The organism is Pseudomonas sp. RA_105y_Pfl2_P56 (assembly GCF_963970845.1).
Taxonomy (GTDB): domain Bacteria; phylum Pseudomonadota; class Gammaproteobacteria; order Pseudomonadales; family Pseudomonadaceae; genus Aquipseudomonas; species Aquipseudomonas baetica_A.
Genome location: NZ_CAXAPL010000046.1, coordinates 16,286 through 28,627, shown reverse-complemented (window position 1 = coordinate 28,627; position 12,342 = coordinate 16,286). Strand labels below are relative to the sequence as shown.

At 59.5% G+C, this 12,342-nt stretch carries 10 protein-coding genes; 5 read left to right on the top strand and 5 right to left on the bottom strand.

Going from position 1 to position 12,342, the window contains the following annotated elements; genetic code table 11:
- Window positions 1-62: 62 nt before the first annotated feature.
- Window positions 63-956: a LysR family transcriptional regulator gene (locus AACY11_RS24175; RefSeq protein ID WP_339495878.1), complete on the top strand. Its 894-nt coding sequence runs from the start codon at window positions 63-65 to the stop codon at window positions 954-956.
- On the opposite strand, the gene AACY11_RS24170 is transcribed toward AACY11_RS24175, so the two are convergent.
- The 5 genes from AACY11_RS24170 to AACY11_RS24150 form a co-directional block, all read right to left on the bottom strand.
- Entirely contained in the window at window positions 922-1,536 is a 615-nt protein-coding gene (locus AACY11_RS24170; RefSeq protein WP_339433741.1) for a GNAT family N-acetyltransferase, read from the bottom strand. The genes AACY11_RS24175 and AACY11_RS24170 overlap by 35 nt on opposite strands.
- A gap of 14 nt (window positions 1,537-1,550) precedes the next feature.
- On the bottom strand, window positions 1,551-3,806 hold the full coding sequence (locus AACY11_RS24165; protein ID WP_339495876.1) for an Orn/Lys/Arg decarboxylase N-terminal domain-containing protein: 2,256 nt from the start codon (window positions 3,804-3,806) through the stop codon (window positions 1,551-1,553).
- A gap of 125 nt (window positions 3,807-3,931) precedes the next feature.
- Complete coding sequence (gene dnaQ / locus AACY11_RS24160) at window positions 3,932-4,690, bottom strand: DNA polymerase III subunit epsilon (protein ID WP_339433739.1); 759 nt, start codon at window positions 4,688-4,690, stop codon at window positions 3,932-3,934.
- 90 nt (window positions 4,691-4,780) lie between these two features.
- Window positions 4,781-5,242, bottom strand: coding sequence for a ribonuclease HI (gene rnhA / locus AACY11_RS24155; RefSeq protein WP_339433738.1), 462 nt, complete (start codon window positions 5,240-5,242; stop codon window positions 4,781-4,783).
- A 94-nt stretch (window positions 5,243-5,336) separates the two neighbouring features.
- Complete coding sequence (locus AACY11_RS24150; RefSeq protein WP_339433737.1) at window positions 5,337-6,095, bottom strand: class I SAM-dependent methyltransferase; 759 nt, start codon at window positions 6,093-6,095, stop codon at window positions 5,337-5,339.
- Between the two features lie 66 nt (window positions 6,096-6,161).
- On the opposite strand from AACY11_RS24150, the gene gloB reads away from it, so the two are divergent.
- The 4 genes from gloB to AACY11_RS24130 all read left to right on the top strand — a co-directional run bounded on the left by gloB (window position 6,162) and on the right by AACY11_RS24130 (window position 12,338).
- Window positions 6,162-6,929, top strand: a complete 768-nt coding sequence (gloB, locus tag AACY11_RS24145) for a hydroxyacylglutathione hydrolase (protein ID WP_339495874.1) — start codon at window positions 6,162-6,164, stop codon at window positions 6,927-6,929.
- 99 nt (window positions 6,930-7,028) lie between these two features.
- Entirely contained in the window at window positions 7,029-8,492 is a 1,464-nt protein-coding gene (locus tag AACY11_RS24140; RefSeq protein WP_339495872.1) for a transglycosylase SLT domain-containing protein, read from the top strand.
- A gap of 175 nt (window positions 8,493-8,667) precedes the next feature.
- Window positions 8,668-10,500, top strand: a complete 1,833-nt coding sequence (locus AACY11_RS24135; protein WP_339433734.1) for an extracellular solute-binding protein — start codon at window positions 8,668-8,670, stop codon at window positions 10,498-10,500.
- On the top strand, window positions 10,497-12,338 hold the full coding sequence (locus AACY11_RS24130) for an extracellular solute-binding protein (protein WP_339495870.1): 1,842 nt from the start codon (window positions 10,497-10,499) through the stop codon (window positions 12,336-12,338). The genes AACY11_RS24135 and AACY11_RS24130 overlap by 4 nt, the downstream gene beginning before the upstream one ends.
- Window positions 12,339-12,342 lie beyond the last annotated feature (4 nt).

Below are 12,342 nucleotides of genomic sequence, written 5' to 3'. Positions count from 1 at the left end.
TATGCGCAGACTTGGGGTAGGATTCAGCCACTGACCCCACCTGCTGAACATGGACTTCACGCATGCGTTTACGTCATATCGAAGTGATTCAGGCGCTTTTGCAGGCCGGTCATATGGGCACTGCCGCCGAATGGTTGCAGTTGCCGCTGGCCGAGGTCGAAGAGCGTTTGCGCGAGGCCGAGAGTCATTTGGGGTTCATGCTGTTCGCCAGCGTTCGCGGGCGCCTGCAACCGACGCCCGAGGCTCGGGCGTTGCAGGTGGAAATCGCTCACGTCTATGAAGCGCTGGAACCTGTGCAACGCCTGGCCAGCAGCCTCAAACAATACCTCGCCCCGCCGGTGCGCATCATCGGCACCCCTGCGCTGGCCCAGCAATTATTGCCACAAAGCCTCGCCTCACTGCGTCGACGCCTGCCGGATGCACCTTGCAGCCTGTTGAGTGCCCCGACCCGGGACATCGTCCGCAGCCTTTTGCTGCGTGAATGTGATCTGGGTTTGAGCCTGCACGATCCCGACCATCCCGACATTCATTGCCAGCCATTGGCCCAAGGCAAGCTGCAATTGCTTGCGCCTCATGGCTGGCTGCAACCGAAGCAGAAGTACATTTCCCTGCAGGACCTGGCGGGACAGGCGATGATCGGCCTCGAACGTGAGGATCCGCTGAGCCCGGCACTGGAAAACAAACTCCAGGCCTTACGCCCGGCGCCGAGCATCCAGACCCGCGTGCAAACCCATCAAATGATGCGCAGCATGGTCGAGGCCGGCGAAGGTCTGGCCATTGTCGATCCGTTCACCGCATTGGGCGCACGCTCCGCCGGGCTTGATACCTGCCCGCTATCGCCCGCCATAACGATCAGCCTCTACGCCTTGACCTTCAAGCACGCCGCGCCGTCATCGGCGATCCAGACCTTACTGGCCATCGTCACGGAACAAGCCGAGGCGATGCTGACGAGCTAACTGAATTTTCCAGCGGATTATCGAACAGTCGATACCAGAACAGCGCCACCTCGGCGGTGTTCGGGTCGATGCCGCGATAGCGTAACTGGTCGACACCACCGATCACATACCCACAGCGCTCATAAAGCCGACAAGCACCGAGGTTATTGTTCTGGGTTTCCAGCATGATCCCCGGCAGCTTCTTTTTGCGACTCCAGAATTGCGCCACATCCAGCAACGCCTTCGCTACACCGTGGCGACGGGCCGGCGCGTGCACCGCCAACTCATCGATATGGGCAAAGCCATTCCAGTTGGTGCTGATGACCAGATGGCCGACCGGTTCGTCGTCGAGGTATGCCATGAAAATCGCGCTGTCCGCCGCATCGCGGTAGCTGCTGAACTCCTCCGGATCAATGCCGTAACACTTGCGGTAAGGGACAATCGTCGTCATCGACCACTGCTCCACCGGCTTGCCGATCACCGCGGCGCCATACGCTGCGACCTCAAAGCTGAAGTCGCTGCCCCAGATATAAGCTGCAAAGCCTTCATCGGCGACACGCACCGACAGCCCTGGGTATTTCGGATTCATGACCGGTTGCATACTGGGAAAAGTCCTCATTCCTTGACGCAATCGACGGTGTAGTGCCGTCCATTGCCTTGGTCTTCATGTTGCAGTCCATGCACATCGGCGACAAAACCGGGAAAGCTGCTATCGAACGTGCGGGCAAATTTCAGGTAATCGATGATCGAGCGAGTCGACTCGCTAAAACGCTCGCCGGGCATGATCAACGGGATTCCCGGTGGATACGGTACCAGCATCACCGCAGCAATCCGCCCTTCCAGCTCGTCGATCGGTACGGCCTCGACTTCACCGCGCACCAGATGATCATAGGCATGGGCAGGCTTCATGGCGATTTGCGGCATTACGGTGTACATGCGCTTGAGGTGTTTGGCAGTGGCATTGCTGCGATAGCAGGCATGCAATTGATCGCACAAGTCACGCAGGCCCATACCGCGATAGCATGCGGTGTCCTCCTGTGCAACGCACGGCAGGCACGTTGCCAGACCGACATTAGCGTCGTAACTGCGCTTGAACTCCAGCAACTCGGTGATCAGCGTGCTCCATTTGCCTTTGGTGATGCCCATGGAGAACAGCACCAGAAACGAGTACAGACCGGTCTTCTCCACCACCAGCCCGCGCTCCCAGAGGAACTTGCTGACCACGGCGGCCGGAATCCCCCTCTCGCTCAACGCGCCACCGGCATTCAACCCCGGCATCACCAACGTGACCTTGATCGGGTCAAGCAGTACATAGTCGTCGCTGACCTCGCCGAAACCGTGCCAGTCAGCATCCGGTTGCAGCAACCAGTCTTCGGTTTGCACACGGTCGATGCCCTCGACACCTGGCGGCTGCCAGATCGAGAACCACCAGTCATCAGCAGCGATGTGCTGACGCAGATTGGCCAGCGCCCGACGGAAACTCAGCGCTTCGTCGAAGGTTTCCTGCAACAGCGAGCGCCCGGCCGGGCCTTCCATCATGGCCGACGCCACGTCGAGCGAGGCAATGATGCTGTACTGCGGCGAAGTGGAGATGTGCATCATGAACGCTTCGTTGAAGCGGTCGCGATCCAGTTGCCGCGCACCGCCGTCCTGCACATGAATCATCGAAGCCTGACTGAACGCAGCGAGCAGCTTATGGGTGGAGTGGGTGGTGAACACCAATGGGCTGTCGGCGCTACGCGAAGTGGCCATGCCGTAACGTCCGGCGAAGAATTCGTGAAACGCTGCATAGGCGTACCACGCCTCGTCGAAATGCAGTACTTCGACGCTGTTGCCAAGGCTTTGCTTGATCAATTCGGCGTTGTAACAGAGGCCGTCGTAGGTCGAATTGGTCACCACTGCCAGTTTGACTTTCGGCGCACGACCCTGGGTCAGCGGGCTGGCGTCGATCTTCGCCTGAATCGATTCGCGACTGAACTCGCTCAGCGGAATCGGACCGATGATCCCCAGTTCGTTGCGCTCCGGACACAGGTACAACGGGATCGCGCCGGTCATGATGATCGCGTGCAGCACCGACTTGTGGCAGTTGCGATCCACCAGCACCAGATCGTCGCGCGCCACCATCGAATGCCAGACAATCTTGTTGGCCGTCGAGGTGCCATTGATCACGAAAAAGGTGTGATCAGCGCCGAAATTGCGTGCTGCACGCTCTTCCGCTTCAGCGAGCGGCCCCGTGTGATCAAGCAATGAACCGAGCTCTGGCACCGAAACCGACAAATCCGAACGCAGGGTATTTTCGCCAAAGAACTGGTGAAACGCCTGCCCTACCGGACTCTTGTGATACGCCACGCCGCCGCCATGACCGGGGGTGTGCCAGGAATAATTGGAATCGGCGGTGTGCTGCACCAGCGCCTTGAAAAACGGCGGTAGCAAACCGTCGAGATACTTGCGCGCCGCCCGTGCGACTTGTCGGGCCAGGAACGGCACCGTGTCTTCAAACAGGTAAAGGATGCCGCGCAATTGATTGAGTTCGGCCATGGCATCGGCCGGGGCGTTTTCCAGCGTGACCTGTTCACCCAGGGCAAAGATCGGCAGGTCCGGCGCGCGCACCCGGGCCAGGCCGATCAGTTCGGCCATGTTCTGCAACAGATGTGAATTGGTGCTGGCGTCTTCGGCGGCGATCAGCATGCACGCCAGACCATGATGAGTCGATGCCACCAGGCGCCCTTCGGCATAGTCGGTGGCCGAAACGATATTGAAACCTTCCTGTTCCAATTCCCGGGCGATACCGCGAATACGCTCGCCGGCGACCGTATCGGCCTTGATGTCGCGATGGACGATCAACACCGGAAACTTCAAATCTTTGTACATGAGGCTCAGTGTCCTGAGGCGGCGGATTTGAATCCACCCATGCACTCAGGGTAGAGGGTTGCAGCGAAAGTGGCGAGGGTGGCGAGGGTGGCCACTTGTCAGTACTTCCACGAGGCGATGATCTTTCAGCCCTGTGCGTCCGCTTCTGCGATTTGCGTCCAAAGCGCCGGGCCACCGGCCGACTTGGCGATGATCTCCAGGCGTACCTGGTGTGCCGCCAGTTCATCTTCCGTCGCACGAATGATTCGTGCCGGCTGACGATCGGCCGGCAGCCGACGGATTTCCGTGGCGGAGTTGTCCGCGCCATCACCCGTACCATTACCGTCGGAAGCATTGCCGGCCAGCGACAGGCTGGTCTGGCCACCGGTCATGGTCAGGTAAACGTCGGCGAGAATCTCCGAGTCGAGCAAGGCGCCGTGCAGTTCACGACCGGAGTTGTCGACGCCATAACGTTTGCACAACGCATCGAGGCTGTTGCGCTGCCCCGGGTGACGCTCCCGGGCCATCATCAGGGTATCGAGGATCGAACAATGCTGCGTGATGTCGGCACGATCCTGCTGACCCATTAAGGCAAATTCGTTGTTGATGAAGCCAACGTCGAACGCCGCGTTATGGATGATCAGTTGTGCGCCTTTGATGAACTCGAAGAACTCATCAGCGACTTCGGCAAACCGCGGTTTGCCCACCAGAAATTCATTGGTGATGCCGTGGACGCCGATGGCGCCTTCGTCACTCTCGCGATCCGGTTGCAGGTAAACGTGAAAGTGCCGGCCCGTCAGGCGCCGACCGATCAGTTCGACACAACCGATTTCGATAATCCGGTGACCATCGGTCACCGGCATGCCGGTGGTTTCGGTATCGAGTACAACGGATCTGGTGGCCATCAGTGTTCAGCTCTCAACGGGGGCAATCGTGCAAAAGCGGCGATGTTAACACGCTCACCAAGGTGTTTCAGGTACACCGTTTCGGTGGAATCAGGTCTGCTTGTAGCCGCGCACGTCGTCTACACCACGGTTGGCCAACTGGTCAGCCCGTTCGTTGCCGTGATGGCCGATGTGCCCACGCACCCACTTCCAGGTGACCTTGTGGCGATTGACTTGTTCATCCAGCTCTTTCCACAGATCGGCGTTCTTTACCGGCTCTTTCGCAGCGGTTTTCCAGCCGCGCTTTTTCCAGTTGGCCATCCACTCGTTGATGCCCTTCATCACGTATTGCGAGTCGGTCACCAGCAGCACTTCGCACGGACGCTTCAATGCTTCGAGGCCACGGATGGCACCAAGCAGCTCCATGCGGTTGTTGGTGGTATTGGCTTCGCCGCCCCACAGTTCCTTTTCGACGCCCTTGCATACCAGCAACGCGCCCCAGCCGCCCGGTCCGGGGTTGCCCTTGCAGGCGCCGTCAGTGAAAAGTTCTACGCTATCGACGCTTTCGCTCATACCAATCTATCCAGAAAAAAATGCGTGGCCCCACCCATCGTGGATCGATGATGGCCGCGGCCGGAGCGAGTCCGGCCACTTAGAAAAAGAAGGTTTACGGTTCGATACGGCGACGATTGACCTTGGCCATCGGCAGCGGAATCAGCTTGCCCATCGGTTCGCGACGTTGCTGGCGCACCGGCCGCAGACCGACCACAATCTTGCGCGCCACCAACAAGTAGAAGCCGCCGCCCGACAGCTGCCAGTCACCGGCCTTGCGTTCCCAACCCGCCAGACGGGCCTGCCACTTGGGCGACGCGAGCGGCGGACGATAGCACCCGAAGCGGCGTTTCTCCAGCGCAAAGCCGAGCAGATTGAGCCAGTCGGCAACCCGTGAGGGCGAGATGCAGCGAGCCTGGCGCAAGGCGTCATGGGCGAATACGTGACGCAAACCCCAAGAGCTCCAGGGATTGATGCCGATGATCAGCAGATGCCCGCCGGGGCGCACGCTGCTCGCCGCTTCACGCAACAGGCCGTGGGGCGACAGACAGAAATCCAGCCCATGCTGCATCACCACCACGTCGGCGGCATGCTCGCTCAGCGGCCAGGCTTGCTCTTCGCAGACGATCTCGACACCGGGCAATGGCGCACCAAGACGGACGTTGCGCTGCACCTGCGGTGCCGAGGGCGGATTGTCGGCGGACGGGCCGTAATGCACCAGGTAGCCCCCAAAAAAGCGACCCAACTCGTCTTCGAGCATGCGCCGCTCTTCATCCAGCAGAAATTGCCCGATCGGGCTCGACAGCCATTCACGGGCGGCGCTGATCAACGCCAGCCAGTCCGGATCAGCCTGAGCGAACGCTTTATCGGTCATGTCATTCTCCAACGCGCCAGGAACCACTAAGATGCGCCAATGTTTTCCGCTTGGCGAATTCCGACGATGATACAGATCAGTGCCCTGCCCGCCTTCACCGACAACTACATCTGGTTGTTACAGGATCACCGTACCCAGCGTTGTGCCGTGGTCGATCCGGGCGATGCCGCGCCGGTCCAGGCGTGGCTTGCTGCCCATCCGGGCTGGGTGTTGAGCGACATTCTGATCACCCACCATCACCACGACCACGTCGGCGGCGTCGAGCGCTTGAAGAACGCCTGCGGCGCAACCGTTTACGGCCCGGCCAGCGAAAACATTCCAGCGCGGGATGTGGCGCTCAATGACAACGACACCGTCAACGTGCTCGGCTGGGACTTCGATGTCTACGCGGTGCCCGGTCACACACTGGGACACATTGCCTATTACCACCACGGTTTGCTGTTCTGCGGCGACACCCTGTTCGCCGCTGGTTGCGGCCGGTTGTTCGAAGGCACGCCGCAGCAGATGCACCACTCGCTGAGCCGCCTCGCCGCTTTACCGGAAGATACGCTGGTCTATTGCACCCATGAATACACCCTGAGCAATCTCAAGTTCGCCGCAGCGGTCGAGCCGAGCAACCCGGACATCGCCGCTCGTCTGGAAAAAGTCATTCAGCAACGGCAGAACAACGTCATGACCCTGCCTTCGACCCTGGCCCTTGAAAAACTCACGAATCCCTTTTTGCGCACCGGAGAAAGATTGGTTACACAAAAAGTGGACGAACGGGAAGGCGCTCAAAACCGGGCGCCGAGTGAGGTTTTTGCGGCTCTGCGGGCCTGGAAAGATAAGTTCTAAGTACCTCACCGCTTGGTACAAAAATTCTGAAAGGTTGACCTCAGGGGGTGTGCTTTCTAGAATCGCCCGACATTTTTGCCCGGAACTTACTTCCAGCCAATGTCGTCATCAATACGTAAGTCCGTCAATTCAGACGCATTGACCCGCTTGGCGCAAGCCATCGCGGTGGCTGTGTCCGCCACGCTGGCGGGCTGCTCCAGCCATGCACCGCAGACTGAAGCGACCCATACGCCGAACATCGCTGCGCGAGCCAAACAGAAGCCGATCTGGCTGACCGAAAAGGCCAGCCAACAGGCGCCTCAGGATGTCTGGGAGCGCATGCGCGAAGGCTTCCAGTTGCAGGATGGCCTGGGCGTGAACCCGCGCATCGAGCAGCAGCGCCTGTGGTTCGCCAGCAATCCCTCTTTCCTCGAAAATGCCGGCGAACGCGGCAGCCTCTACATTCACTACATCGTCGAACGCCTCGAAGAACGCAACATGCCGCTGGAACTGGCCTTGCTGCCAGTGATCGAGAGCGCCTACAACCCAATGGCCTACTCCCGGTCCAATGCGGTGGGCCTCTGGCAATTCATCCCCTCCACCGGGCGTTACTTCAACCTGCGTCAAACCCGCTTCTACGATGGCCGTCGAGACATCACCGCCTCGACCACGGCGGCGCTGGATTATCTGACCCGCCTGCACGACATGTTCAACGGTGACTGGTTGTTGGCCCTCGCGGCCTACAACGCCGGTGAAGGCACGGTCAGCCGCGCGATCGAGCGCAACGAGAAACTCGGCCTGCCAACGGATTACTGGAACCTGCCATTGCCAGCGGAAACCCAGGCGTACGTGCCAAAGCTTCTCGCACTGTCGCAAGTGGTGCTGACGCCGGAAGCCTACGGTGTGAACCTCAACCCGATCGCCAACGAACCCTATTTCCAGGTCGTCGAAATCAACCACCGCATGGACCTGTCCAAGGTCGCTGCCGTTGCCAACATCGACGAAGACGAACTGTTCCAGCTCAACCCGGCCTTCAAGCAGCGCACCACCATCGACGGTCCTCAGCATCTGCTGGTGCCGACGTCCAAGGCGCAACTGCTGACCGCCAGCCTGCAGACCATGCGACCTGAAGAGCTGATGAGTCCTCGTTCGTTGAAGCCGGTATTCGACGGTGCCGACCCTGGCGAAGTGGCCCAGCTCAAGCGCGCCTATCGCGTGAAGCGTGGAGACAACCTCGGTTCCATTGCCAAGGCCAACAAGGTCCAGGTGAAGGACCTGCAACGCTGGAACAAACTGACCGGCCATAACCTCAAGATCGGCCAGACCCTGGTCATGCGGGACACCACCAGGCGCAGCCCTTCGCGCAGCATTGGCCGGGTCAACACCGTTGTCGCCGCCAACAGCAAGACCAAAGGCAAAAACGCCAGCAAGCAGCGGACCCAGTACAAGGTCAAGCAAGGCGACTCGCTGTACAGAGTGGCCAAGCGTTTCAACGTTGAGATGCAGCACCTCAAGCGCTGGAATCCGGGCACTGGCAAGGCCTTGAAGCCTGGGCAGATGCTCACGGTTTATCAGCCGCATTGATTTGATATCAAAAGATCGCAGCCTTCGTCAGCGCCTGCATTGACCCCGACAGGCGCTGACGAAGGCTGCGATCTTTTTTTGTATTAACACAGCATTAAGCCGCTATCTTTTTCCTGTCCATACAAGCTGTTACTGTACGGCCCACAAAGCCCCAGCCGCCTGGATCGGATCTGACTTGAAGCGTCCCCTCCTCCTGCTCCTGATCAGCCTGGCCTTGAGCTCACCCGCAAGCGCGACGATTACCGAAAGTCACGGTTATGCGCAATTCGGCACGCTCAAGTACCCGGCCAGATTTACCCACTTTGACTGGGTCAACCCGCAAGCGCCCAAGGGCGGTACGTTGCGGGTGATGGCGTTCGGCACCTTCGATACGGTCAATCCATACACATTCAAAGGCACCAGCCCGGTCACTACCGCGAATTTTCTCCAATACGGCATCAACGAGCTGAATGAGCCGTTGATGGTCGGTACTGGCCAATACTCGCCGTCCGGTGATGAGCCGGCGTCCAGCTATGGACTGATCGCACAATCGGTGGAGTACAGCGAAGATCGCAGCTGGGTGGTATTCAATCTACGCCCGCAAGCGCGTTTCCACGACGGTACGCCGATCACTGCCTACGACGTGGCGTTCTCCTACCGCTTGTTGCTCAAAGAAGGCCATCCGCTGTATCGCACGGCCCTTCAGGAGGTGTTGCGGGTCGACATCCTCAACTCGCAGCGCATTCGTTTCGTGCTCAAACGCTCCGGCAACCCGCTATTGATTTTGCGCCTCGGTGAATTGCCGGTGCTGGCGCAACATTACTGGAAAGACCGCGACTTCAAGGCCACCACCTTCGAACCACCTCTGGGCAGCGGGCCATACCGAATCACCTCGGTGACGCCGGGTCGGCAGTTGATTTTCGAGCGGGTCAAGGATTACTGGGGCAAGGACCTGGCGGTCAATCGCGGCAAATACAACTTCGATCGCATGGAGGTCGAGTTCTACCGCGACAGCGACGTGGCGTTCGAGGCCTTCAAGGCCGGTGAGTTCGACATCTACATCGAGCATCAGGCGAAGAACTGGGCCAACGGCTACAACTTCCCCGCAGTACGCCGCGGCGACGTGATCAAGGCACAGATCCCGCATCAGATCCCGACCCAGAGCCAGGGCCTGTTCATGAACACCCGGCGCACGACGTTCGCCGACGTCAAAACCCGCGAAGCCCTGGGCTTGATGTTCGACTTCGAATGGACCAACCGCGCCTTGTTCAGCGACGCTTATAAACGCACGGCCAGCTACTACCCCAACAGCGAATTCACCGCCAGCGGCCTGCCGATCGGGCATGAATGGCTGATGCTCAAGCCCTACAAGGATCAACTGCCGGCCAAACTGTTCACCGAGCCGTTCACGCTGCCGCGGACCGACGGGCGTGGTATTCCTCGAGAAACCATGCGTAAAGCCCTGGCACTGCTCGCCGAGGCTGGCTGGAAGCTCAATGGCCAGCGTTTGCAGAACGCCGCCGGGCAGCCACTGAGCTTCGAGCTGTTGCTGGTTAACCCGAATCTGGAACGCATCCTCCAGCCGTACATCGAAAACCTCAACAGCATCGGCATCGACGCCCGCCTGCGCACCGTGGATCGCGCCCAGTACAAACAACGTCTGGATCAGTTCGATTTCGACATGATCCTGATGACGCTCAACCAGACCCTCAGCCCGGGCCTTGAGCAATGGCAGTATTTCCACTCCAGTCAGGCCGGGGTCAAGGGCAGCAAGAATTACGCCGGCATCGCCAACCCGGTGGTCGATCACCTGCTTGAACAATTGCTCGCCGCACGCACCCGCGATGAACAAATCGCCGCCGGCAAGGCACTCGACCGTGTGCTGCTGTGGCAGCACTACAGCATTCCCAACTGGTACCTCAATTATCACCGTTTGGCCTACCGTAGCCGGTTGGCCTTCGTCACCACGCCGCCCTACACCCTGGGCCTGAGCGCGTGGTGGCTGAAATCTTCGGAGAAAGATCAATGAAACCTTTCCGCGCCCTGATCGTGCAGGCCAGCGGCTTGTTGTTTGCCGGGCTGGCCTGCGCTGCGCCGCAACACGCACTGACCCTGTACAATGAGCCGCCCAAATACCCGGCCAATTTCAAGCATTTCGACTATGTGAACCCCGACGCGCCCAAGGGCGGAAGCTTCCGTCAGGCCGGATTCGGCAGCTTCGACAGCCTCAACCCGTTCATCAGCAAAGGTGTGCCGGCCGATGACATCGGCCAGATCTACGACACCCTGACCAAGCACAGCCTCGATGAGCCGTTCACCGAGTACGGGCTGATCGCCGGCAAGATCGAAAAGGCTCCGGACAACAGTTGGGTGCGTTTCTACCTGCGCCCCGAAGCACACTTCAGTGATGGCCACCCGGTGCGCGCCGACGACGTGGTGTTCAGTTTCCAGACCTTGACCAAGGAAGGTTCACCGCTGTTTCGCGGCTACTACAAAGACGTTGCCGAAGTCATTGCCGAGGACCCGCTCAAAGTCCTGTTCAAGTTCAAGGACACCAACAACCGCGAATTGCCGTTGATCCTCGGCCAGTTGCCGGTGCTGCCAAAACACTGGTGGGCCGGTCGCGACTTCACCAAGGGCAATCTGGAAATCCCGCTGGGCAGCGGCCCCTACAAAGTGGCCGAAGTGAACGCTGGCCGTTCCGTGCGTTATGAACGGGACAAGAACTACTGGGGCAAGGACCTGCCAGTCAATCGTGGTTTCTACAACTTCGACTCGATGACCACCGACTACTACCGCGACAACACCGTCGCACTGCAAGCGCTGAAGGCTGGCCAGTTCGATTACTGGCTGGAAATGACCGCGAAGAATTGGGCCAACGCCTACAACGTCCCCGCCGTCATCGAAGGCCGATTGATCAAGGAGCAGATCCCCAACGGCAACCCGACCGGCATGCAAGGCTTCGTCTACAACCTGCGTCGTCCGGTATTCCAGGATATACGGGTACGTCGTGCATTGAGCCTTTTGCTCGATTTCGAATGGACCAACAAGCAATTGTTTAACAGCGCCTACGTGCGCACACGCAGTTATTTCGAGAACTCGGAAATGGCCGCCACCGGCCTGCCCGACGCCGAAGAACGGGCGATTCTTGATCCATTGCGTAGCAAGCTGCCGGCCCAGGTGTTCAGCGAAGCCTTCGAAAACCCCAAGACTGACGCCAGCGGCATGATTCGCGCTCAGCAACGCGAGGCCTATCAACTGCTGCAAGAAGCGGGCTGGAAGGTCGTGGACGACAAAATGGTCGATGCCACCGGAAAACCGGTGGTGATCGAGTTTCTGCTGGCCCAGACCGAATTCGAACGGGTGCTGCTGCCGTTCAAGCGTAATCTCGCCGACCTGGGCATTGATCTGGTGATCCGTCGCGTCGACGTTTCGCAGTACATCACCCGTGTGCGTTCGCGCGACTTCGACATGATCGTCGGCAGCTTCCCACAGTCCAATTCGCCAGGTAACGAACAGCGCGAATTCTGGATGAGCGCCGCCGCCGACCGGCCCAGCAGCCGCAACACCATGGGCTTGAAGGATCCGATCGTCGATCAACTGGTCGAGAGCCTGATCAATGCCGATTCGCGCAAAAGCCTGGTCGCACACGCCCGTGCGCTGGATCGCGTGTTGCAGTGGGGCTACTACGTGATCCCCAACTGGCACATCAAGACCTGGCGCGTGGCGTACTGGAACCACATCGGTCACCCGAAAGTTTCCCCCAAGTACGACATCGGCATTAATACCTGGTGGGTCAAGCCGGAAACGAAGCCAGCCGTAGAAATCGAAACCCAACCGCAAGCCGACCCTGCGGGCACGGAGTAATCAG